Source organism: Mycobacterium sp. UM_11, assembly GCF_001414075.1.
Lineage (GTDB): Bacteria > Actinomycetota > Actinomycetes > Mycobacteriales > Mycobacteriaceae > Mycobacterium.
This window is the reverse complement of record NZ_LATC01000063.1, coordinates 1-23,437: the sequence shown is the minus strand read 5'-3', so window position 1 is coordinate 23,437 and position 23,437 is coordinate 1. Positions and strand designations below refer to the sequence as shown.

Here is a 23,437-nt window from a genome sequence, read left to right as displayed (position 1 = left end):
CGTTTTTCAGGCGCTATACAGAAGACACGCCTGTTCACTATTGCAAATGCTGTGTGACTGGACCTGGCGCGATGCGTTACAACCCCGCGTGCCCGGATCCGGCAACGCCCAAACATTTGTTCAGCGGATTCTCCGCTGACGCGCCACCGCGTGAGCGGTGCGCCTATTGTTCGACGTGTGCTGATCGGCTTCCTCCTCGCGCTGGGCTGCTCGGTCTGTTACGGCACGGCGTCGGTGTTGCAGGCGGCCGCGACGCGATCGGTGGAAGCGGGCAGCGGCTCGGGCGTCGACACCGTGCTGCTGATGCGCGCCGCCCGCCAGTGGCGCTACCTCGTCGGCGTCGGCCTGGACGGGCTCGGCTTCCTGCTCCAGGTGGCGGCGCTGCGACTGGTGCCGATCTACGTGGTCGCCGCGGCGCTGGCCGCCTCGATCGCGGTCACCGGCGTCGCGTCCGCGTGGCTGCTGTCGGCGCGGCTGTCGCGGGCGGAATGGACGGCGGTGGGCGTGGTGTGCGTGAGCCTCGTCGCGCTCGCGCTGGCGGCCGGCCCCGGGCACTTCCGGCACGCTCCGGCCGGGCTGGGCTGGGCATTGCTGGGCGTGGTGGCCGTGGTGTTCGTCGCCGGCGCCGTTGCGGGCCGGCTGCCGGACCGCCCGCGGGCACTGGCGTTGGGGTTGGCGGCCGGAACCGGTTTCGGTGTCATCGAGGTCGGTGTCCGGCTGATCGAGGTGATCGACCCGACCCGGCGCGCCTTCTACACCAACCCGGCGTTGTACGCGGCGGCCGCGGGCGGGGTCGCGGGTTTCCTGCTGCTGACCTCCGCCCTGCACCGCGGATCCGTCACGACCGCCGTCGCCGGGATGGTCGTCGGTGAGACCATCGCGCCCGCGTTCGTCGGGGTGGTCTGGCTGGGCGACAACGCGCGCGACGGGCTCGGCTGGTTGGTGATCACGGGGTTGGTGGTGGCCGTGTCCGCCACCCTGGTGCTGGCGCGGTTCGGGGAAGCGCCGCAGGAAACCGTCGTCTAGCTCACCGGGACCTGCCGGCCGGGGGTGCGCTCCGGACGGTATGTCCTCTCGCGCGCCGCGCGGGTCCACAGCACGCCGCCCTGCGCGCTCGCGCCCGCGGCGATCAGCGCGCGTTTGAGGATCTTGTTCGTCGCGGTGGTGGGCAGCTCGGCGTTGATCCGCACGTACCGCGGCCAGGCCTTCGGCGACAGATCGGGTTGCGCGGCAAGGAAACTCGCGAACTCGTCGGGCCCCAACCGCGCGCCCGCGCGCAACACCAGCGCGGCCATCACCTGATCGCCCACCCGCTCGTCGGGCACCCCGTAGACGGCGACCTGGCTGACCTCGGGCAGCCGCTCCAAAATCCGTTCGATCGGGCCCGCCGCCAGGTTCTCGCCGTCCACCCGCAGCCAATCCGCCGTCCGCCCGGCCAGGTAGATCCAGCCGTCGGCGTCGCGGTAGGCCAGGTCACCGGACCAGTACATGCCATGCCGCATCCGCTGGGCGGTGGCGTCCGGATCGTTGTAGTAGCCGATGAACGGCCCCGCGCCCTGGGTGTTGACGAGCTCGCCCACCGCGTCGTCGAAGTTGGTCAGCGCCCCGTGCTCGTCGAATTGGGCGACGGCGCATTCGCGCAGCGTCTCCGGGTTGTAGACGCTCACCCCCGGATACGGCCGGCCGATCGATCCGGGCGGGGTGCCGTCCTCCCGGACGACGATCACCGCGAATTCGCTGGAACCGAAGCTGTCGACCACCCGGCACCCGAAACGCCTTGCGAATTCGGCGATGTCGCGGTCGGTCGCCTCGTTGCCGAAGGCCACGCGCAACGTGTTGTCCGCGTCGTCGGGGCGCTCGGGGGTGGACAGGATCAAGGCGAGCGGCTTGCCGACATAGTTGAGGTACGTCACGCGGTAGCGGCGCACGTCGTCGAGGAACCGCGACGGGGAGAACCGGGCCGGGACCATGGTCGCGCCGGCCCCGATGGCAACCGCCCATCCGGCGGCGACGCCGTTGGAGTGGAAGAGCGGCATCGACAGGTAGCAGACATCTGAGGCGGTGACGTCGTACTGGTAGATCAGGCTGGCGCCGCACATGACGGTCATCGCGTGGGCGAGCCGCACGACCTTCGGGTCGCCACTGGTCCCGGAGGTGAAGATCATCATCAGGGTGTCGCCGCCGGCGACCTCGCGATGCGGGACCAGGGCCGGCGCCGCGGCCACCAGGTCGGCGTAGCGCCGGCCGGTTACGTCGAGCACCTGAATCCCGTTGAGCTCCAAGCCATCCAGTAGGGCGAGATGCTCGGGGTCGACCAGCAGCAGCTGACAGTCGGAGCGCCGGATGTCGGCCAGCAGGCCCGCCCCGCGCCGCGTCGTGTTGATGCCGCACAGCACGTAGCCGCCCAGCGCGGCCGCCGCCATGGCGCGCAGCATCGCCGGGGAGTTGGGCAGCAGGGCGCCGACGTGCGGCGGGCGGGCGGGGTCGGCGAGGGCGATCAACGCGGCGGCCTGCGCCTCGGCCTCGGCGAGGTGTTCGCGCCAGGTCCACACGCGGTCGCCGGAGGCCAGCGCCGGGGTGTCGTCGTTGCGGCGTTGCCGCAGCAGCTGCTGGACCGTCTCGATCATCGGGTGGTCAGCACCAGCCCGGCGTAGTGCCGACGGGCCACCTCGTCGCAGTGGCGCCGATACGTGCCGAACCCGCCGGCGTAGGGCATGAAGATTCGTTTCTTGCCCTCGATGTTCGCGCCCAGGTACCAGGACGAGGCCGCCCTCGGGAACAACGTCTGCTCGGCCGCCTCGGCGACGTGGTCGGTCCAGGTGTCGGCGGCGTCGCGGCGCGGTTCCACCTCCGTCACCCCGAGGCGGCGGGCGGTCAACATCAGCTCGGTGACCCAATCGACCTGCACCTCGGCGTGCAGCACCATGTTGGCCAGCACCGAGGGACTGCCCGGGCCGCTGATGGTGAACAGGTTCGGCAGGCCGGGCACCATCAGGCCCAGGAACGTCACCGGGCCGTCCGCCCAGACGTCGCTCAGTCGCACTCCCCCGGGCCCCTGTGGATCGATGCGGGTCAGCGCGCCGGTCAGCGCGTCGAAGCCGGTGGCGAAGATCAGGACATCGCAGGGATAGGTCGCCGCGCCCGTGCGCACGCCGTCGGCGGTGATCGCCTCGATGGGCTCGCGACGCAGGTTGACCAGCCGGACATTGTCGCGGTTGAACGCGTCGTAATAGCCGCCGTCGGTGCAGATTCGCTTCGCCCCGATCGGGTGGTCGACAGGGATGAGGTCGGTGGCCACGTCGGGGTCGGCGACGATTTCGCGGATCCGCTGCTCGGCGAACTCACGGGCGATGTCGTTGGCCGCGAGGTCGGAGTTCTGGTCGGGGAACGTCTTGGCGAACAGCACGCCACCCTCGCGCCAGCGCCGCCACAACGCCTCGGCGCGTTCCTGCGGTTCGGTGTCGACGGCCCGCTTGTGGTAGGTGCCGTGCGGGGTGCCGGCCGCCGCATAGGCCGACATGCGGCGCCGCTCGGGATACTGCTCCCGAATCTGTTGTTGCTCCTCCGGCGTCCAGGGGCGGTTGGGCATCGGGATGCTGTAGTTCGCCGATCGCTGGAACACCACCAGCCGATCGGCCTGCGCGGCGACGATCGGAACCGCTTGAATGCCAGACGATCCCGTGCCGATCAGGCCCACGTGTTTGCCACGCAGGTCGGGGTCCTCGCGCGGCCAGGCGGCGGTGAAGTACACCTCGCCCGCGAAGTCGTCGACGCCGGGGATGGCCGGACGGTTGACCGCCGACAGGCAACCCGTCGCGCAGATGAGGAACGACGCGGCGTGGGTCCGCCCGTCGCGGGTTCGTACCCGCCATTGGGCTTGCTCGAAGGCCGCGCCGACCACGTCGACCTCGAATCGATAGTGCCGGCGCAGATCGAATCGTTCCGCGACGTGCCGCAGGTAGGCGAGGATCTCCGGTTGCGCGGCGAACCGTTCGCTCCACGTCCAGTCCTGCTGCAGCGCGTCGTCGAACGAGTAGGAGTAGTCCACACTTTCGACGTCGCACCGGGCGCCGGGGTACCGGTTCCAGTACCAGGTGCCGCCCACGTCGGGCGCCGCCTCGAGGCCGATCACCGACAGGCCGGCCGAGGCCGCCCGGTGCACGGCGTAGAGCCCGGCGAACCCGGCCCCGATGACGATGACGTCGGTGTCTGTCTTCGGGGTCATGTCGACTCGCAGACGGTGGGTTGCAGCAGTTCCCGAAGGTCGGCGTAGATCATGGCCTGCGCCGAGGCCGCCGGGGGGAAAGCGGGAATGGTCAGGAAGCCGTGGAACAGGTCCGGGAAGTCGCGGTGCACCACGGGCACCCCCGCGTCGCGCAGCCGGCGCGCATAGTCGCGGCCCTCGCCGTGTAGCGGATCGAGGCCGGCGGTGACGATCACGGCGGGTGGCAGGTCGGCGTGCGAAGCCGCGCGCGCCGGCGCGACCAGGTGTGGCGGATCCAAAAGCGTTGTGCTGTCCAGGTATTGGCCCCAGTACCACCGCATGGCGGCGCGGGTGAGGAAGTAGCCGGTGGCGCAGCGCCGATAGCTCTCGGTGTCGAAGGACGGGTCGATTACCGGGTAGATCAGCAGCTGCGCGGCCGGCGGGGCGACCGCCCGGTCCCGGCAGAGGATGGCGGTGACGGCGGCGAGGTTGCCGCCGGCGCTGTCGCCGGCGACGGCGGTCCGCACCGGGTCGATGCCGAGTTCGGCGGCGTGGTCGATCACCCAGCAGAACGCCGCGAACGCGTCCAGTGCGGCCGCGGGGGCGCGGTGTTCGGGCGCGAGGCGGTACCCGACCGACACCACGACGGCCTCGGTGCCGCGGGCCAGCGCGCGGCAGAAGCCGTCGTGGGATTCGATGTCGCACAACACGAATCCGCCGCCATGGCAGAACACGATCGCGGGGCGCTCGTCGCGCGTGTCGCCATGGGGGTGGTAGACCCGCACGGGGATGGCGCCGGCGGGGCCGGGGATCGACCGGTCCTCGGTGCGGCGGACGTCGTCGATGTTGTTGACCGGCTGGCGTCGCTGCGCGACGGCGGCGCGGGCCTCGTCGGCGGTCATGGTCTCGATGCGCGGGAATCCGGCGTCCAACTCGCGCAGCATCGCCCGGACGCCGTCAAGGGGGCCGTCCATGTGAACCTCCGCCCGCATCGCCGGGCCGCTCATGCCGGCCGGTATTTCAAAAGGGTGATTCCGTTTTCGGGCAGATCGTAGAACACCGGCCGCACCCGCATGCCGATTCCGACGTCGCCGGGGTCGACGTCGACCAACTCGGTGCTGAACTTCGGCCCCGCGTCCCACTGCACGACCGCGAGCAGCTGCGGCAAGGCGTCGGCCCACGGTGGCGCGGTGGGCCGGCGGGCGATCGTGAACGTATACAGCGTTCCGGCGCCGTCGATTTCGCGCCATTCGAGGTCGTCGGCCAGCGTTCCCGGGGCCAGCGTGCGCGGGTAGAACACGTAGCGCGCCAGCGAGGGCGAGTACTGCACCACGATGCGGTGGCGGGCCAGGCCGTCCCAGAAGGGGCGTGACACCGGCGTGGGCTCGGGAACGGGGACACTCATCGCTAGTCCCCCCGCATCAGCAGCGCGACTTGCTCGCTCATGATGCCGCCGTTGCCGGTGACGAACGCGGTGTGGCAGTCGCGCACCTGCGCGTCGCCGGCCCGGCCCATGACCTGCCGGGCGCCGTCGACGACGTGGTGCATGCCGCCGGCCATGCCGGCCTGCCCGTAGGACAGCTGGCCGCCGGCGGTGTTGAGCGGAAAGTCGCCGCGGTAGGTCAGGTCGTGGCCGGCGATCCACGCCATCGCCTCGCCCTTGCCGCAGAAGCCCGCGTCCTCGAGGCTCATCAGCACGGTGATCGTGTAGCAGTCGTAGATCGACGCCATGTCCACCTCGGACCGGGTCACGCCGGCCATCGCGAAGGCCCGGTCGGCGGCGCGGGCGATCGGGGTGCGCAGCATGTCTTCGGCGTAGGTCGGGGTCTTGAAAGCGATGTGTTCGCCGAAGCCGGTGACCCACACCGGCCGGTGGCGACCGCGACGGGCGATGTCGGCGTTGGCGATCAGCACGCCCGCTCCCCCGTGCACCCGCATCACGGTCTCCAGCATGTGGATCGGGTCGGCGATCATCGGGCTGGCGAGCACGTCGTCGACCGTGAGCGGGGTGCCGTGGAACACCGCGCCGGGGTGGGCGCACGCGTTGGTGCGTTGGTCGACCGCGATCTTGGCCAGCGTGGAAGGGTCGTAGCCGAATTCGGCGGCGTAGCGCTGGGCGATCTGCGCGTACGGCGCGTTCTGGCCCACGTTGCCGTATGGGATCTCGAATTCGGCTTGCGGCGATCCGTAGTTGTTTGACGACGCGCCATACCAATTCGGTGCCGGTGGCGGTCGCTTCTCGGACTGCGGCTGCGACGCCGAGCCGGGGACCACGGCCAGCACCGCGTCGCAGATGCCGAGCTCCACGGCGGCGGCGGCCCGCCAGATCATGCCCGCGGCGGTGGCCCCGCCCAGGTCGACGCGCTCCCCGAAATCCAGTGCCAGGCCGAGGTATTCGCACAGGGTGGCGGGTGCGAACATCGTCGACTCGGCGATGCCGTGCGTCAGCAGGCCGTTGACGCACGCGGGGTCGACGCCCGCGTCCTCGACCACCATCTTGGCCAGCAGCGCGTACTGGTCGAGGGTGAACAGCGGCGGGCGGGTGGGACGGCGCTGCGCCGGCAGCTCCGCGATGCCGACGATCGCGGCCTCGCCGCGCAGCCCGGTCACTGATCGGCTTCCGGAGGCGCCCCGCGTCGGGGCAACGCGACCGTCGCCGTGCCCGGCATGAGCACGGTGTCCTGGCGGCGGCCCGCGATGTCGAGGTCCACCAGCCCCGCGCCGTCGTCGGAGAGGCGTTTGCCGGTGATCGTCCCGCCGAAGCTCAGGGGTTGCCCGGGGTGGGCGACCGCACGGTTCTGCACGGAAAAGGACACCAGGCGGCCTCGCCCGCCGATCCAGTCCCCGATGGCGCGGCCGAGGAGCGCGGCCTGCAGCGGACCGTGCACCAGCACGTCGTCGTACCCCTCGACCGCGCGCGCCCAGTCCTTGTCGTAGTGGATGCGATGGCCGTTGTAGGTCGCTGCGCTGAAGAAGAACAGCTGCGTTTCGTCGACGGTCACGGTGAGTTCGGGCATCCGGTGGCCCACCTCGACGTCCTCGTAAAAGACTTGGTCGGTCATGGCGCTCCTAGGGGCGGGCGATCATCGAGGTCGAGGCTTCGGCGAGCAGTTCGCGGTGCTGGTTGCGGTACACGGTGGTCCAGGTGACCAGAACGAATCTGCCCGATCGGCCCTCCTTTTCGACGATGGAGTCGATGGTGCGGACCATCTCGATGTCGTCGCGGTGGTAGGCCGGCAGGTGGAAGGTAAAGCTCTCCCCGCCGGCCATCCGCTTGGGCGCGCGGGGAAACGCGAGGCTGCCGGAGATCGCGCCGGAGGAACCGTCGGGGCGCAGCGCTTGCAGGTGGGTCACGCCGAGCACGGCGTACTGCAGGAAAAGCGGCGGGCAGATGATGTCGCGAAACCCGTTGGCCCTGGCGTGATCCGGGTCGAAATACAGCGGGTTGTGGTCACCGACCGCCGCCGCCCATCGCTGCCAGTCGCGCCGGTTCACCTCGCCCGTCGCGGACGCCGCGACGGTGCCGACCCGCGACGCCGATTCCGCGTCGATCAAGCTGTCCTCGCTCACCGGCCCTCCTCTGCCTCCAAGGTTTCCTCCAGCCACGACGCGGCGACGTCCGCCCCGCCGCCCCACGTCGAGCCCAGCCGCGCCCGCTCGGTCCACAGGTGCAGATCGGTCTCGGTGACATACCCCATGCCGCCGTGCAATTGGTGGGCGTCCAAGGTGATCAGCCGGGCGGCGGTGGCCGCGTGCATCCGCGCGATGGCGGTCTCCCGAGTTGCCGTGTGGCCACGCGCGATCCAGAAGACGGCCGCATGCGCGGCCAGTCGCGCCGCCGCCAGGGCGATGTGCATGTCGGCGACCAGATGCTGGGCGGCCTGGAAGGACGCGATGGGCCGGCCGAATTGGTGACGCACGGTGGTGTAGTCGACGGTGCGGTCGATGACCGCCTGCCCTACGCCCACCAGGTCGAGCGACCCGAGGGCCACCGCCGCGTTGGCCACCCGCCGCAAGGCCGACGCGGGGGCGTCACCGAGCAGCGCGTCGCCGGCGACCAGGACGCCGTCGAAGCGAACCGTGAACGCGCGGTGCCCGCCCGCCATGGCGAGGGCCTCCATCGTCACGCCGGTCGCTCTGGCGTCGACGACGAAGACCAGCGTATGCCCTTGCGCGGCAGCCGAAATCACGATGACGTCGGCGACGTCGGCGTCGGCGACGTAGTCCGCGGCGCCGGTCAGCCGCCACTGCGCCGACACGGGTTCGGCGCGCACCGAGGCCGACACCACGGCGGCGTCGCGCGCGCTGAAGAGCGCCGTGGTACCCCGGGTCGACCCGCGCGCCAGGTCCGGCAGCAAGGCCGCCTTGGCGTCCGGTGAGCCGAGCTGGTCGATGGCGAGCGCGGCCTGGATGCTGCTGTGGATGGTCGTCGGGCACAGCGCGCGGCCGGCCTCGGTGTAGAAGACGGCGAGGTCGTCCAGCGAGCCGCCGGCCCCGCCGTATTCCTCCGCCAGGGCCAGGCCGGGGACGCCCGCGTCGGTCAGGGCCTTGTGCAGCGCCGGGGTGCGGCGGTCGGCACCCGGTTCGCTGAGCCCGCGCACCAACTCCACCGGGCACTCGGCCGCCAGCAGGGCGCGCAGCGAAGAGGCGAACTGGCGCTGTTCAGCGGTGGGGATCGCTCTCATGGTGTCCGGTCGGCCCGTCAGCGCCCGTAGCTGGGCATCTTGTGCCCGCGCTGGGCGATGATGTCGCGGAGCACCTCGTTGGTCCCGCCGCCGAAACGCATCAGGGGCGCGGCCCGGTACAGTCGCTCGAACTTGCCGGCCAGCGGCGCGTTTTCGCTGCGGTGCGCCAGCAACCCGTCCGGGCCGAGGAGATCGAGCGCGAGCACGGCGATGCGCTGGCGCAGTTCACTGGTGAACACCTTCTCGACGCTGACCTCCACCGACGGGATCACGCCGCTGTCGAGGATCGAGGCCGCCTCGTACCCCATCAGCGTGGCGACCGCCACGTCGGCCTCGGCCTGCGCAAGCCGGCGTCGCAGCGACGCGCTCTCGGCCGGCACCGTGCCGTCCCGGCGCGGCCGCCGCGCGAGGCCACGCAGCTCCTCCACGGCGCGCCGCAGGTCGCCGGCGTTGGTCAGGGCGCCGCGTTCTAGGTCAAGCGCACCGGTGATGTACGTCCAGCCGCGGTTGACCTCGCCCACCAGGTTGGTGACCGGGACGCGCACGTCGCGGAAGTGCACCTCGTTGGTGCGATAGCCCGACCACGCGTACAGCGGCCGGATCGTCACGCCGGGGCTGTCGATCGGCACGATGATGACCGAGATGCCCCGGTGGCGAACGGCGTTGGGATCGGTCCGGACACACAGCCACTCGTGGGTGGCGCGCTGCGCGCCGCTGTTCCAGATCTTGGTGCCGTTGATCACCCACTCGTCGCCGTCGCGCACCCCGCTGGTGCGCAGGCTGGCCAGGTCGGTACCCGCCTCGGGCTCGGAATAGCCGACGGCGCAGACCATTTCACCCCTGGCGATCGGCGGCAGCCATTCGGTCTTGTTTCGTTCGGTGCCGTGCCGCATGATCATCGGCGCCACCGACGTGACCGTCAGATCCGGGCCGGGCACGCCCCAGTACTCGAATTCGCTGGCGAGCAGATGCAAATGGACGGCGCCCAGGCCGAGTCCGCCGTACTCGCGCGGCCAGTTCAGCCCGAACCAGCCCCTCTCCCCGATCTTGCGGCGGAACCGCGCGACCTCGCCGTCGGGGTACTCCAGGTCATGCTGGGCCAGCTCGGCGCGCAACTCGGCGGTCACGTTGTCGCGGAGGAACTCGCGGACCTCGGTCAGCCATGCGCGCTGCCCGGCGTCGAGTTCGAAGTCCATCCGGGCGCCTGTGCCTTTCCGCGAGCCTTACACCGAGCAGCGTCAGCGTAACGCCACGGCGAGGTCGCGCCGGGGATTTCGCCGTGACGGTAGGCCGGGCCGAGGCCCGGACTGTAAAGACGCTGTCAAACTCCCGTTAATTCGCATCGGCGCTCTCGCCGTTGTGGGGAGGGACTGCGAAGATTTGCATACCGGCCGGTCGACGGGGACCGGGCACTCTGCCCAGCCGCAGCCTGAGGGAGAAGTCATGCCCACTGTTGAGACACGCCTCCGTGACGACCTGCGCAACTACTCGGTCGAATTGCGCCAGCTGGCCTACACCCTTCCGCTCGGCGTCGGCGAGCACGATCTCCTTGCGCTGTCGGATCGCATGCGCGCCGCGGCCGACCAGGTGATGCGCAAAGGGGCCTGACCGGCGGGGCCTCAGCCGCCCCGCAGGCGGATCTTCCAGCGGACGAAGCCCAGGTAGAAGAGGCTGATCAGCACCAGCATGGCGATGTCGAACCACCACGCGCCCGGCGTGTGACGCCAGTGGGAGTCCTTCGGGCTGAGCGGGCCGGGCACCAACGCGGTGAGGTCGGCGGTGGAGGCCGACGCGGCGAACCCCCAGCGCGCCGGCGTCGCCCAGGACATCTGGTCCAAACCCACCCGTCCGGTCACCGGGATCATGCCGCCGGAGAACACCAGCTGCGACATGACCGCCACGACGAGCAGCGGCATGATCTGTTCGTTCGACTTGGCGACGGCCGACAGCGCCAACCCCAGCATCGCCGAGGCCACGCACGTCAACGCCACGTCGACGAACAGCTCGAGGCCGGGCCGGCCCAGTGCGACGGCCCCGTGGGTCGGCCCGCCCTTGCCCAGCAGCACGATGATCGTCACGATCGCCGATTGGATGATGGCGAAGACCGTGTAGACACAGACCTTCGCGAGCAGGTAAGCGGTGGTGGACAGGCCGACCGCCTGTTCGCGCAGGAAGATCGGGCGTTCACCGATGAGGTCGCGGATGGTCAGGGCCGTTCCCATGAACACCGCGCCCACGTTGAGCAGCACCAGGATCTGACCCGGCTCGTTGGGCGCGGCGCCCATCGGATTGGGGGTGCCGAAGCCGACGGTGCCGGGCACCGACATGGATAGCGAACCCATGATGAACGGCAGCAGCGCCAGGAACACGAAGTAGCCGCGGTCGGAGAAGATCAACCGGACCTGCCGCCTGGCGATCGTGGAGAACTGCCGGAACAGGCTGGTGTGCGAGGGGTCGCCGAGGTCGGCGGGCTGTTGCGCCGGGGGCGGTGGCGGCTGCGGTCCCGTGCGCGCCAGGTAGCGCGCCTTGGACCCGTCCGGATCGCCGGCGACCGTGCTGAAGATGTCGGCCCAGTTCGTGGTCCCCATGGCGGGGCCGATCTGGCTTGGCGGCCCGCAGAACGCGGTCTTGCCGCCCGGGGCCAGCAGTAGGACCTGATCGCACACGTCCAGGTAGGTCAGCGAGTGGGTGACGACGAGCACCACGCGGCCCGCGTCGGCGAGTTGCCGCAGCATGGTCATCACCTGGCGGTCCAGCGCCGGGTCCAGGCCGGAGGTCGGCTCGTCGAGGATCAGCAGCGACGGCCCGGTCAGCAGCTCCAGGGCGACCGACGCGCGCTTGCGCTGGCCACCGGAGAGCTTGTCGACGCGGGTGTGCAGGTGCTGGGTCATCTCCAGCTCCTCGAGCACCCGGGCCACCACCTGAGCCCGGTCGTCCTTGGTGGTGTCGGGCGGCAGCCGCAGCTCGGCGGCGTACATCAACGCCTGCTGCACCGTGAGCTGGCCGTGCACCACGTCGTCCTGGGGCACCATGCCGATCCTGCTGCGCAGCGAGGCGTACTCGGCGTGGACGTTGTGGCCCTCGAACGCGACCGTGCCGCGGGTCGGGTGCGTGTACCCCGCGACCAGTCGGGCGAACGTCGACTTGCCCGCCCCGGAGGGGCCGATCACCGCCGTCAGCGTGCCGGGCTGCGCGCCCAGCGAGATGTCGTCCAGCAGCGTCTTGTTGTTCTCGATCGTCCACGTCACACCGCGCACGTCCAGCCCGCCGGTGCGGGTGGCGGTGGCGCTCTCGTCGCGGCGGGCCAGGGTGCCGCCGGCGAAGACGAGGTCGATGTTGCCGATGGTGACCACGTCGCCGTCGCGCAGCACCGCCGAGTCGACCCGCGCACCGTTGACGAAGGTGCCGTTGATGCTGCGGTTGTCGTGGATCTCGGTGCCGTGCGGCGTCGGGACCAGGGTGGCGTGGTGCCGCGACGCGAGCACCTCGGGGATGACGATGTCGTTGTCGTTGGCGCGGCCGATCTTGATTGCGCCCGGGGTCGACTCGACCGCCCGGCCGGGCCGCAGGATCTTCATCATCGACGTCGCGAGGTTCGACGCGTCACCGCTGACGCGCTGAGTCTCGAGCCCCGGCGGCTGCGCGGCCTGGGCCGGGGGCAGATTCATCGACTGCGAGCGGTAGATCTGGGGGGCGTGCTGCGGCCCGCTGGGTGGTGCCGCCGGCTGGCCACCGGTCGGGTACCGGGGCTGGGCGGCCGACGGCTGGCTGGGCACCGATCCGCTCGGCGGATGAACGGGCTGCGGCGCGCTCGGCGGGTGGACGGGCTGCGGGCCGCTGGGCTGCCGAAAGGCGGCCGACGCCGACTGCTGGCCGGGCCATGGCGCGCCGGGCTGAGGCGCGGAAGCCTGCGGGCTCGCCGCGGTGGCGGGGTTGACGATCGGTATCGACGCCGTCAGCGGGGGCCGTCCGGCCGAGCCCTGGTGGCGGCCGACCTCGAAGGTCAGCGCCGGACCGTCCGGGTTGCCGATGTTGACGCGCATGCCGTCCTGGATGTCGACCATGGACACGCGATGGTGGTTCACGAACAGGCCGTTGAGGCTGCCGTTGTCGATGGCGACCCATCGGCCCTGGTCGAAACGGGCGATGAGGTGGGTGCGGGAGATCAGCGGATGCGCCACGCGCACGTCTGCGCGTAGGTCGCGCCCGATCGCTACGTCGTTGCCCGGGGCGAACGTGCGCTCGGATCCCTCGTACCGCACGGTCAACACAGGAGGGGATGGTCGGCTCATCACGACCAACTGTATCGGCAGCCGGGTGAATCGGGACGGCCAATCTCGATCGCGCCCTCGCCGGCCGCGAGGAGGCGTGGGTGCCGCCGCGTGTTGGACGGTGGGACCGTGGGCGACCGGCCGTGGATGCCCGAGCGCGACGATGGCCTTTCCGGCGACGTTTCCGTCGGCGACGCCCCACCCGGCGATCCGCAGGGCGGGGTCCCTCTCGAGGGCCCGGCGCCGGGCCGGCAAGAACAGCGTAGAACCGGGTGCGGGCGCTGGCCGATCATCAGATGGGTTGTGGCGCAGCCGATTACGACGACTGTGTTAGCCCGCCGCGGCGGTGGCATGCAGGTGGTGGCGCCACGGCGAGGCCGCCGCGGTGACGTCCTTGACGAAGTCACCGATGTAGCGAATGGCCCGCCTGCCCTCCGGCAGGATGTCCGCGGCCAACGGGAAGTCGTGAATCTGCCTGTCCCAGAGATGCAGATCGCACGGGATTCCGCTGGCTTCCAAGCGCTTTGCCATCAGTTCGGCGTCGGGAAGCAGCAACTCGTCGGAGCTGGCGTGGATGGTGACCGGCGGCAGCGCGGACAGCTCGGCGTCCACCGGCGATGCCACGGCCGAATCGCCCCGTCCCTCGAGGACCTGCGCCTGGCTGAGGTATCGGGCGAACATGGACAACGCGCCGCGGGTGAACATGGAGCACTTGCGCGCGTTGGGGTGCTTGAGCTTTCGTGCCGGGTCGGCATCGGTGAACGGTGAGATCGTGGCGATCCCGGCGGGCCTCATGAACTCGCTGTTGATGGCCAGCAGCGTGGTCATGAAGGCGAGATATCCGCCGGCCGAGTCGCCGGCGACGACGATCCGGTCGCCGGTGAAGCCGCGTTCCTCCAGCCAGCGCAGCCCGTCCATGCCGTCGTCGATCGCGTCGGTTATCTGATGGGTGGGCAGCTTTCGGTATCCGACGGTGAGCACCGCGGCATCGGCGGCCTTCGACAATCGGGTGACCACCGAGCGGTGCGTGTTGAGGCCGCAGGTGAGGAAGGCCCCGCCGTGCAGGTAGAGGATCGCCCGATCGGTCGAGACGCCGGGCGCGCAAACCCACTCGGCGGCACAGTTTTCCAGCCGCACCGGCTCGATCTGCGCCGAAATGCCAAACCGCGGCATCAATCCCGCGAAGCCGTCCACATATTCGAACGGCCAGTGCAGGTTCGGCGTAAAGGCCCACGCACGGATGGTGTTCTTCACGATCAACCGGCTGGCCAGCGAGACCGCTACCGATTGCGGGCTGTGGCGATGGTGGACTCGCCGCTTCATTGCGCCACTTGGCAATAAGCGATGTGGATCGGTGGTGCTAACCATGCAATCCTCCTAAGTGCGGACGGAATACCCGCCGGCGGCCAGGAAAAACTGCGGGTGAAGACGGCGCGAATGTTGGCTACATCACGGTTTACCGCCGGTTAAGGGTGGGTATGGGACGGTATTCCGGCTGTTTGCCGTCCCGGGGTTCGCGATCGGTTCGCGGTGGCCCAAGATATGAGCGATGAAGGACGAAACGCGCCCTGACGCGCTGCTGGATGATCGGGTGGCGGTGGTGACGGGGGGCGGCGGCGGCATCGGCGCCGCCACCGCGCGACTGTTCGCCCGGCAGGGCGCCCACGTGGTCATCGTCGACATCGACGGCGGGCTCGCCGCCGGCGTCGTGGACGACATCGCCGACGCGGGGGGTTCGGCCGTCGCGGTGGTTGCCGATGTGCGGCTCGCGGCCGCGGTCGACGACCTGGCGCGATCGGTGCTCGATCGCTACGGCAGGGTGGACGTGCTGGTCAACAACGTGGGCCACTGGCTGCGGCACCCGGGGAATTTCGCTGACACCGATCCCGGTCTCTGGGACGAGCTCTACCGGATCAACCTGCATCATGTCTTCCTGGTCACCCACGCCTTCCTGCCCGCGATGGTGGCCCGGCGGGCCGGTGCGATCGTCAACGTGTCGTCGGTCGAGGGCCTGCGCGGCTACCCGGAAGACCCCGTCTACGCCGCGTTCAAGGCCGCGGTCATCCAGTTCACCCGCAGCCTCGCGGTGCAGGTCGGTGGCCGCGGGGTGCGGGTCAATGCGATCGCGCCCGACGTCACCGAATCCCTTCAAGTGCCCTACTCGCGATGGTTGTCGGCCGACGAGCGGGCCCAGTGGCCGCAGTGGGTCCCGGTCGGCCGGATGGGCGTGCCGGAGGACCAGGCGCGGGTGATCCTGTTTCTGGCCTCGGATTTGTCGGCCTTCGTCACCGGCCACACCGTCCCGACCGACGGCGGTACCGCCGCGGCGGGCGGCTGGTTCCGCTCGACGCGCCGCCCGGACCGCGAGTGGACGAATCGCCCCATCGCGCCGTGAGCGCTCACGCATAACCCAAGGCGGCGTTCTCAGCGCGGATCCGCACGCGCAACACCGCCGCGTTTGCAACGCTGAACGCGATGGCCGTCAGCCACGCCGAGTGGACCAGCGGCAGCGCCGCCACCTCCGCCGTGACCGCTGCGTAATTCGGGTGGCGCACCCATCGATACAACCCGTCGCGAACCAGCGGTGCTCCCGGAAGCACGATCAGCCTAGGGTTCCAACGCTTTCCGAGAATGCGCACGCAGCGCCAGCGCACCACCGTGCTGAGCGCCACCACCGCGAGCATCGGCCAACCCAGCCACGGGACGAACGGCCGCGCCAGCGCGAAAGTCTCGACCAGACACGAGACCAGCAGCAGGGCGTGCATGCCGACCATCGCCGGGTAATGGTCGCGGCCGAATTCCTTGCCGCCCTGCGCCAGTGACCATTTGGTGTTGCGTTGCGCGACGGCCAGCTCGACCACGCGCTCGGCGGCGATGGCGAGGATGAACAGGAAGTAATACATGTTTTCCCCCGTCACCACTGCAGCAACAACAGTTCGAAGCTGAAGCCCGGCCCCATCGCCAGCATGACCCCGAAAGACCCCGCCGCAGGTGGCTGGTTGCCGGTCCGGCGCAGCACGTCGAGCACGGACGCCGAGGAGATGTTGCCGTTGTCCCGCATCGAGTCCCGGCTGTGGCGCAGGGCGGCGGGCGGCAGCCCCAGCGCGTCCTCGATCGAGTCGAGCACCTTCGGGCCGCCGGGGTGACACACCCAGGCCGAGATGTCGGCCAGGGACAGGCCGTGGTCCGCCAGGAACCCGTCGACCTCTTCGCGGAGGTAGGTGTCGGCCATTTTCGGCACGTCGCGCGACATCACAAGCTGAAAGCCGCTGGAGCCGACGTTCCACCCCATCACGTCAACCGTCTCGGGAACCACGCGACTCCTGGTCGCGAGCAGCCGCGGGGCGGACCGGTCGTTGCGGCGCAGCGGAATTCGTTCTGCGCCGGTGGCGACCACGGCGGCGGCGCCGTCGCCGAACAAGGACACACCGATGAGGGCGGGGATCGAGGTGTCGTCGCGTTGCAGGGTGAGCGAACACAACTCGACCGACAGCAGCACGGCCACGTCCTCGGGGTGGCCCTGCAGGTAGTCGTGCACGCGCGCCATGCCTGCGGCGCCCGCCACGCAGCCCAGGCCGAACAGCGGAACGCGTTTGACGTTGGGCCGCAGGCCGATCCGTGTCATCAGTCGCGCGTCGATGGTCGGCACCGCGATGCCGGTGCTCGAGACCATCACAATCGTGTCCACCTCGTGCGGGTCGATGCCGGCCTCGGTCAGCGCCGAGCGTATCGCCCGCTCGCCGAGGTCCACGGCGACCTCGAGATAGGCGTCGTTGGCTTCGGTGAAACCACTCAACCGCGGGTACCGCGACAGCGGCAGCGCGAGGCTGCGCTGGTCGACCCCCGTCGTCTGCGCGAAGCGCAGGAACCGCGGATCGGTGAATTCGGTGAGCTCGCGCGCCACTTCGTCCTGGTTGTAGCGGTGCTGGGTGAAGGCCACCGCGGTTCCGGCGACGTGCGCCCCCGCGCGCCGTCGTCGAGCGGGTCGGCCCTCGGATCTCAAATGCGTTGTTGCAGTCATGCCTATGCCGACGACGGGCTCGCTTCGATGGTTCAGCCGGAGGCGCTCCGGGTGAGATGAACCACAGTGCGGTGCACGCCGTTAACGATGCGGCGGGGGAAACATCTAAGCGGCTCAGGTTGTTTGCGCGGGACGGAACCGGGCTTGGTCGTCGATGATCGTGACCGGTATGCCGTTCAGTGCGCCGTTGCCGGACGGCTCGTCGATAAACGTCGGCGGGGAAAGCACATTCGTGTTGGCGCCCGGCGAGCCGTTTGCCACGGCCATCCGGGTGCCCGGCTTGCCGTGTCCCCAGCCGTGGGGCATCGACACCACGCCGGGCTTGATCGCGTCGGTAACCTCGACGGGCACTTTGATTTCGCCGGCCTCGGACTTCACCGTGACGACGTCGTTGTCCGCGACGCCGCAGCGGGCCGCGTCGTCGGGGTGAATCAGCAACGTGCACCGGTCCTTTCCCTTCATCAGGGCGGGCACGTTGTGCAACCAGGTGTTGTTGGAGCGCAGATGCCTGCGGCTCACCAGGACGAGCGGTTCGGCCGGTCGCTCCAGCCGGGCGGCCAGCCGGGGCAGGTCGTCGAGCAGGTACTGCGGGGCGAGCCGGATCTTCTTGTCGGGCGTGTCCAGAATGTCGGGCAGCTGAGGCACCATCGGCCCGAAGTCGATGCCGTTGGGGTTGGCCTTGAGCAGGTCCAACGTCAGCCCGCCGGGGTTCTTGCCGTACTGGTCACCGAACGGGCCGGTTCGCAGCGTGAGGTCCAGCATCCGCTCGGGGCCGCCGTGCTCGTAGAGCTTGCGGATCTCGGCCCCGTCGAGTCCCCGCGTGAAGGCCAGGTAATCGAAGAAGCCGTCGTCGATCGCGGCGACGTCGACGTCTTCGGCCGGCGTGCCGGTGCACAGGCCGGTCAACCGGATCAGGATCTCCCACTCGTGCGGGCGATCCCCCGGGTCGAACACCGGCGCCGAATAGTTCGCGATGCTGCGGATCGCGAAGAGCAGGATCAGATCGTCGTGGTGCGGCTGCTCGAGCGGCGACAGCCCGGGCAGGATCACGTCGGCGTGCCGCGTCGTCTCGTTGAGCCAAAGGTCAACGGAGATCATCGCTTCCAGCATCGGCAGCACCTCGTCGAGCTTGTCGCCGCCGGGGGTGGACAACACCGGGTTGCCGGCGACCGTGATCAGCGCCTTGAGCTGCCCTTCTCCCGGGGTGGCGATCTCTTCGGCCATGCATGACACGGGCGCCTGCCCGAGCACCTCTTTGGCCCCGCGCACCCGGGTGTGCCATCGCCCGAATTCCGCGCGGCCGCCCTCCAGCCCGGGCAGCGGCTGCGTGGTGATCGACCAGGCGGCCGGCCGGGGAAACATCGCTCCCCCGGGCACGTCGAAATGACCGGTCAGGATGTTGATGACGTCCACCATCCAGCTGGCCAGGCTGCCGAACTCCTGGTTGCACAGGCCAATTCGCCCGTACACCACCGATCTCTCGGTGCCGGCGAGCTCGCGTGCCAAGTCCCGGATGCGGTCCACACCGATACCGGTGACCGCGCTCACCCGTTCCGGCGGCCAGTCCGCGGCGACCCGGCGCATCGTGTCGACACCGTCGAAGTGTGGTCCCGGATTGATCAGGTTTTCGTCGAACAGCGTGTGCGCCACCGCCAGTAGCAGCGCGGCGTCGGTCCCGGGCACGATGGGCAGCCATTCGTCGGCGCGGGCCGCGGTCTGCGTGCGCACCGGGTCGATCACGATCACCTTGCCGCGCTTGCGGATTCGATCGATCAGGCCCATCACGTCGGGCGCGGCCAGCAGTGAGCCCTGCGACGCGGCGGGGTTCGCGCCCATGATGACCATCAGGTCGGTGCGTTCGATGTCGGGCACCGGGAAATTCCACCAGAGGCCGTACATCAGGTGTGACGACAGGTTCTTCGGCCATTGGTCGACCGTGCCCGGCGAATACGTGACCGGCATTCCCGACATGCCCATCAGGACGCCCGCATACCGGGCCAGTGAAAACGAGTGCGCGAGCGGGTTGCCGGTGTAGGCGGTGACCGCGCCGATGCCGTACTCGGCGATCACCGGCGTCAGCAATTCGGTGCAGCGCCGAAACGCGGCGTCCCAGCTCACTTCGCGCCATTGCCCGTCGACCTTGATCATGGGCCGGCGGATGCGGTCCGGGTCGTCGTGCAGCGCCGCGAGTGAGACGCCCTTCGGGCAGATGTGCCCGCGGCTCCACACGTCGTCGCGATTGCCGCGGATGCCGGTGACCCTGCCGCCGTCGACGTGAATCTCCAAGCCGCACATGGCTTCACACAGGGGGCAGGTGCGCAGGTGCCTGCCGTCTTCGCCCGTCGTCACCCACCCACTGTATTCCGCTACTGGTCGTCGCGGAAGTGGCAGATCGGGCGTCAGGCCGCCCAGGGGCCGATGCCGCCGACCTTGTCGATGCGGATGCGGGTCAAAAATCCCGGCGGCGCGCCGTCCGGCGGAAACTTCGTGTTCGGGTCGCCCAGGATCGGGTTGAGCTCGGCGAGAAGCTCCGGCGCGCCGCCCTCGACGATTCGCGCCGTCCCGGCAATCGAAAGGTATGGCCGCATCCCGGCGCCGGACCCGTCCAGCGACACGATGGTGACGGCCACCCGGGGGTCACGACGGACGTTGCGAACCTTCTTGTGCGCGGCCAGGTGTGCGGTGACGAGCTCGTCGCCCTCCGGCGTCGACCGCAGCGCCACCCAGACCAGGCTGACCTGTGGGCTGCCGTCGGGGTTGAGGGTGACCAGCGTGGCATCGGCGCCCTTGCCGATGAGGTCGCGGGCGGCGGCGTTGAGTTCCATGCCTGTTGTACGACTTCGGACCGGGATTCATTCCCGCGCGTGGCAGACACATTTGAGTTTGGCCAGTTGGCTGTACACCGGCGACGCGCGGCAATTAGCGTCGAGGCGGGAACTTTCGCCGAAGGGAGCTGGCTCGTTGATCACCGAACCGGGTCCCTGGCGCGATCGGGATGCGCGATGAGCGACCTGCCGTCGGGCATCGATTATCTGCGCGACGAGGTCCTCAGTCGCCTCGACGCCCAGCCCTTCGAGGACTGGTCCCCTGCCCTGCTGCGGGCCCTGATCGCCGTCTTCGACCTCAACGGCGTGACACCGGCGGCCCCGATCGGTTTCCGGCCCCACATCGTGAAGTAGCGATCGCCCTTTCGCGTATTAGGCTGCGCGCGAGGAGTAATCACTGTGGAGATCTGGGAATTGGTCGCGCGGGAACTTATCCGCGACACCCTCGCCCGATACAACTGGGCCGGTGACGCCGGCGACCCGGGCGGTCTCGCCGACACGTTCTGCGCGGAGGGCGTCCTGGAAATCCGCGGCATGGAGCCGCTGCGCGGGCGATCGGCGATCGCGTCGTTCCTCGGCCGCGTCGACGTCGCCGGGCAACCCGATGCCAAGCCGGTCGTCCGGCACAACCTCACCAACGTGCTGTTCACCGGCCTGACCCGCGACACTGCGCACGTGTCGTCGTATTTCACCGTGGTCACCCATGTCGGGCTCGACCATTTCGGTCGCTACCGCGACACCCTGGTGCCCGACGGCGACAGCTGGCTGATCAAGCACCGCAAGGTGTCCACCGACTGGGCGGCCCCCAACTCGGCGATGGCCCGGGGCCCGGCGAATCGCTGACTTTTCGATGTTTGCCCGAGACCGCACAACGGCTACAGACAGTCATCACATCTAGAGATTGCGGTCGGTCCTGATCGCGTTCGCCCGCGTGGACCGGGGCTGACCACAGGTCATCTGACCAGCGGTCACGGCCGCGCAAAAGAGACGAGCGGAAATGCAACGACTCAGTGGGTTAGACGCGTTCTTTCTATACCTGGAATCGCCGACGCAGCCATTGAACGTTTGCTGCGTGATGGAGCTGGATCCCGGTGACATGCCGGGCGGCTACACGTTCCACCGGTTTCGCGACGCGCTGTCTGAGCGGCTGGACGCGGTGCCCGAATTCCGGCTCAAGCTGGCCGACAACCAACTGAACTTCGACCATCCGGTCTGGGTGGACGACGATCGATTCGACCTCGCGCGCCATCTGCACCGCGTCTCGCTGCCCGCGCCGGGCGGCTCCAGGGAGTTAGCCGAGATCTGCGGGCACATCGCCGGGCTGCCACTCGATCGCGATCGCCCGCTGTGGGAGATGTGGGTGATCGAGGGCATGCACGGCGGCGAAGCGCTGTCCGTCGTCCTCAAGGTCCACCACGCGGTGGTCGACGGGGTGGGCGGGGCCAACCTGTTGGCCAAGCTGTGCAGCACCGCCCCGGACGCCCCCGCCCCGGAGCCCGCCACCCGCGCCGGCGGGGCGAGTCCGCTGCAGATCGCGGCCTCCGGGCTGATCGGTGCCGGGCTGCGGCCATGGCGCCTGGCCAAGGTGGTGCCCACGACGGCGCTGACGGTGGCGCAGACGATTCTGCGTGCTCGTGGCGGGGGCCAGACCATGGCCGCCCCGTTCGCGGGGCCGTCGACGGCGTTCAACGGCCCGTTCAGCCGGCGGCGCAACGTCGCCTTCGCCAACCTGGACCTCGACGACGTCAAAACGGTCAAGAACAGGTTCGGCGTCACCGTCAACGACGTCGTGACGGCCCTGTGCGCCGGGGCGCTGCGCCAGTTCCTGTCGGACCGGGGCGAGCTACCGGACCGACCGATGGTCGCCAGCGTGCCGGTGTCGGTGCGGGGCAGGTCAGGCCGGCCGGGCCGCAACCAGACCAGCTGGATGCTGTGCCGGCTCGAAACCCACCTTGACGATCCGGCCGAGCGGCTGAGCAGAATCGCCGAGGGGAACGCCGCGGCCAAGGACCACGCCGCCGCCATGGGACCCAGCCTGCTGCAGGACTGGACGCAGGTGGTCGGGCAGACCATGTTCGGCGCCGCGCGCCGGCTGCTGCCTCGCTCAGCCCTATCCCAATACCCGCCGCACAACCTGGTGCTGTCCAACGTGCCGGGACCGCAGGAACAGCTCTACTTCACGGGTTGCCGCGTCGACGCCATGTACCCGCTGGGCCCGCTCATCGCGCCCGCCGCGCTGAACATCACGGTCATGTCGCTGGGTGGCCGGCTCGGCATCGGCCTCAACTCCTGCCCCGACCTGGTTGCCGACCTGTGGGAGCTCGCCGACGCGTTTCCGGCGGCGCTCAAAGAGCTACTGAACTGCAGCGAGCCCAGCCACGATTAGACCCGGTGAGCGGAACCGCGTCCGGCGATGCCGCTACGGCATGGCAAGGTGACATGCGTGGCGAACCCCGTTGAACAGCCCGAGCTGCGCGAAATCAGCACGCCGAAGGGCGCTTTGCGCTACTACGACACCGGCGGCGAGTCCCGTCCGGTGCTGCTCTTCCTGCACGGCTCCGGTCCCGGCGTCACCGGGTGGCGCAACTTCCGCGGCGTCCTGCCCGCCTTCGCCGAGCGCTTCCGCTGCCTGATCCTGGAGTTCCCCGGGTTCGGCGTCAGCGACGACTTCGGCGGCCACCCGATGGTCACCGCGTTCGGCACGGTGTCGCCCTTCCTGGACGCGCTGGATGTGCGGCGGGTGCACATCGTCGGCAACTCGATGGGCGGCGGTGTCGGCATCAATTTCGCCACCCACAGCCCGGATCGCGTGGACCGGTTGGTGACCATCGGCGGTATCGGGACCAACATCTTCAGCCCGAGCCCCAGCGAGGGCATCCGGCTACTGCAGGAGTTCGTCGAAGACCCCACCCGGCAGCGGCTGGTCGATTGGCTCAAGTCGATGGTCTACGACCAGGCGCTGATCACCGAGGAGCTGGTCGAGGAACGTTGGGAGCTGGCCACCGACCCCGACACGCTGGCCGCCGCGCGCCGGATGTACGGCAAGGCGGCCTTCGCCGCGATGAACGCCGCGATGGCCGCTTCCGACCGCCCGCAGCCGTGGGCCGTCATGCACAAGCTCACCGCGCCCACCCTGCTGACCTGGGGACGCGACGACCGGGTGAGCCCGCCGGACATGGCGCTCATCCCGATGCGGACCATCCCGAATGCGGAGTTGCACATCTTCCCCAACTCCGGCCACTGGTCGATGATCGAGGCCAAGGAGGCGTTCGAGAGCACCGTGCTGGCGTTCCTGTCGCGCGGCCATCAGGGCTAGCGGCGATCGCGAGCGCGGCGGAGCCGGGCGATGCGGGTCGCCGCCATCAGGGCTAGCGGCGATCGCGAGCGCGGCGAAGCCGGGCGATGCGGGTCGCCGCCATCAGGGCTAGCGG

The 23,437-nt window shown here is 69.8% G+C and carries 22 protein-coding genes; 7 read left to right on the top strand and 15 right to left on the bottom strand.

The window, feature by feature from the left end; genetic code table 11:
- Positions 1-177 precede the first annotated feature (177 nt).
- Positions 178-1,026: a DMT family transporter gene (locus WU80_RS16330; RefSeq protein ID WP_055401552.1), complete on the top strand. Its 849-nt coding sequence runs from the start codon at positions 178-180 to the stop codon at positions 1,024-1,026.
- On the opposite strand, the gene fadD1 is transcribed toward WU80_RS16330, so the two are convergent.
- Genes fadD1 through WU80_RS16285 form a run of 9 tightly spaced genes read right to left on the bottom strand, consistent with a single transcriptional unit; the run spans position 1,023 to position 10,085 of the window.
- Positions 1,023-2,627 carry a fatty-acid--CoA ligase FadD1 gene (gene fadD1, locus WU80_RS16325; protein WP_055401554.1) on the bottom strand — a complete coding sequence of 535 codons (1,605 nt, stop codon included), beginning with the start codon at positions 2,625-2,627 and terminating at the stop codon, positions 1,023-1,025. The genes WU80_RS16330 and fadD1 overlap by 4 nt on opposite strands.
- On the bottom strand, positions 2,624-4,225 hold the full coding sequence (locus tag WU80_RS16320; protein ID WP_055401556.1) for an NAD(P)/FAD-dependent oxidoreductase: 1,602 nt from the start codon (positions 4,223-4,225) through the stop codon (positions 2,624-2,626). Before WU80_RS16320 ends, fadD1 begins: the two co-directional genes overlap by 4 nt.
- Positions 4,222-5,178 carry an alpha/beta hydrolase gene (locus WU80_RS16315; RefSeq protein WP_055401589.1) on the bottom strand — a complete coding sequence of 319 codons (957 nt, stop codon included), beginning with the start codon at positions 5,176-5,178 and terminating at the stop codon, positions 4,222-4,224. The genes WU80_RS16320 and WU80_RS16315 overlap by 4 nt, the downstream gene beginning before the upstream one ends.
- A 29-nt stretch (positions 5,179-5,207) precedes the next feature.
- Positions 5,208-5,609, bottom strand: a complete 402-nt coding sequence (locus WU80_RS16310) for a Zn-ribbon domain-containing OB-fold protein (RefSeq protein ID WP_055401558.1) — start codon at positions 5,607-5,609, stop codon at positions 5,208-5,210.
- Positions 5,610-5,611: 2 nt separating this feature from the next.
- On the bottom strand, positions 5,612-6,814 hold the full coding sequence (locus WU80_RS16305) for a thiolase family protein (RefSeq protein ID WP_055401560.1): 1,203 nt from the start codon (positions 6,812-6,814) through the stop codon (positions 5,612-5,614).
- A complete protein-coding gene (locus WU80_RS16300; protein ID WP_055401562.1) occupies positions 6,811-7,266 on the bottom strand; it encodes a MaoC family dehydratase in 456 nt (151 codons plus the stop codon). Before WU80_RS16300 ends, WU80_RS16305 begins: the two co-directional genes overlap by 4 nt.
- 7 nt (positions 7,267-7,273) lie before the next feature.
- Entirely contained in the window at positions 7,274-7,774 is a 501-nt protein-coding gene (locus tag WU80_RS16295) for a MaoC family dehydratase N-terminal domain-containing protein (RefSeq protein ID WP_055401564.1), read from the bottom strand.
- Entirely contained in the window at positions 7,771-8,889 is a 1,119-nt protein-coding gene (locus tag WU80_RS16290; protein ID WP_055401566.1) for an acyl-CoA dehydrogenase family protein, read from the bottom strand. The genes WU80_RS16295 and WU80_RS16290 overlap by 4 nt, the downstream gene beginning before the upstream one ends.
- 17 nt (positions 8,890-8,906) lie before the next feature.
- A complete protein-coding gene (locus WU80_RS16285; RefSeq protein WP_055401568.1) occupies positions 8,907-10,085 on the bottom strand; it encodes an acyl-CoA dehydrogenase family protein in 1,179 nt (392 codons plus the stop codon).
- 247 nt (positions 10,086-10,332) lie between these two features.
- Between WU80_RS16285 and WU80_RS26135 the strand changes: the two genes are divergently transcribed.
- Positions 10,333-10,497, top strand: a complete 165-nt coding sequence (locus tag WU80_RS26135) for a hypothetical protein (RefSeq protein WP_197281170.1) — start codon at positions 10,333-10,335, stop codon at positions 10,495-10,497.
- An 11-nt stretch (positions 10,498-10,508) separates the two neighbouring features.
- Here WU80_RS26135 and WU80_RS16275 read toward each other — a convergent pair whose 3' ends face one another.
- The gene (locus tag WU80_RS16275; protein WP_082459789.1) at positions 10,509-13,181 is read right to left on the bottom strand and encodes an FHA domain-containing protein; all 2,673 of its coding nucleotides are present in this window, start codon (positions 13,179-13,181) and stop codon (positions 10,509-10,511) included.
- 309 nt (positions 13,182-13,490) lie between these two features.
- On the bottom strand, positions 13,491-14,528 hold the full coding sequence (locus WU80_RS16270) for an alpha/beta hydrolase (protein ID WP_055401573.1): 1,038 nt from the start codon (positions 14,526-14,528) through the stop codon (positions 13,491-13,493).
- A 181-nt stretch (positions 14,529-14,709) separates the two neighbouring features.
- Between WU80_RS16270 and WU80_RS16265 the strand changes: the two genes are divergently transcribed.
- Positions 14,710-15,555, top strand: a complete 846-nt coding sequence (locus tag WU80_RS16265; protein WP_055401575.1) for an SDR family NAD(P)-dependent oxidoreductase — start codon at positions 14,710-14,712, stop codon at positions 15,553-15,555.
- 4 nt (positions 15,556-15,559) lie between these two features.
- Here the strand turns inward: WU80_RS16265 and WU80_RS16260 are convergent, their stop codons facing one another.
- From WU80_RS16260 to WU80_RS16245, 4 genes are all read right to left on the bottom strand, one after another.
- Positions 15,560-16,063: an isoprenylcysteine carboxyl methyltransferase family protein gene (locus tag WU80_RS16260; protein WP_055401576.1), complete on the bottom strand. Its 504-nt coding sequence runs from the start codon at positions 16,061-16,063 to the stop codon at positions 15,560-15,562.
- An 11-nt stretch (positions 16,064-16,074) separates the two neighbouring features.
- Positions 16,075-17,181, bottom strand: a complete 1,107-nt coding sequence (locus tag WU80_RS16255; RefSeq protein WP_082459784.1) for a type III polyketide synthase — start codon at positions 17,179-17,181, stop codon at positions 16,075-16,077.
- Between the two features lie 114 nt (positions 17,182-17,295).
- Entirely contained in the window at positions 17,296-19,530 is a 2,235-nt protein-coding gene (locus WU80_RS16250) for a molybdopterin-dependent oxidoreductase (RefSeq protein ID WP_082459785.1), read from the bottom strand.
- Positions 19,531-19,580: 50 nt separating this feature from the next.
- The gene (locus WU80_RS16245; protein ID WP_055401580.1) at positions 19,581-20,006 is read right to left on the bottom strand and encodes a PPOX class F420-dependent oxidoreductase; all 426 of its coding nucleotides are present in this window, start codon (positions 20,004-20,006) and stop codon (positions 19,581-19,583) included.
- Positions 20,007-20,183: 177 nt separating this feature from the next.
- On the opposite strand from WU80_RS16245, the gene WU80_RS25895 reads away from it, so the two are divergent.
- The 4 genes from WU80_RS25895 (at position 20,184) to WU80_RS16230 (ending at position 23,322) form a co-directional block, all read left to right on the top strand.
- Entirely contained in the window at positions 20,184-20,360 is a 177-nt protein-coding gene (locus WU80_RS25895; RefSeq protein WP_156349483.1) for a hypothetical protein, read from the top strand.
- Between the two features lie 45 nt (positions 20,361-20,405).
- Positions 20,406-20,849 (top strand): nuclear transport factor 2 family protein, encoded by a 444-nt coding sequence (locus WU80_RS16240; RefSeq protein WP_055401582.1) that lies wholly within the window; start codon positions 20,406-20,408, stop codon positions 20,847-20,849.
- A 154-nt stretch (positions 20,850-21,003) separates the two neighbouring features.
- A complete protein-coding gene (locus tag WU80_RS16235) occupies positions 21,004-22,392 on the top strand; it encodes a wax ester/triacylglycerol synthase family O-acyltransferase (protein ID WP_055401585.1) in 1,389 nt (462 codons plus the stop codon).
- A 57-nt stretch (positions 22,393-22,449) separates the two neighbouring features.
- Entirely contained in the window at positions 22,450-23,322 is an 873-nt protein-coding gene (locus WU80_RS16230; RefSeq protein ID WP_231633834.1) for an alpha/beta fold hydrolase, read from the top strand.
- Positions 23,323-23,437: the final 115 nt, after the last annotated feature.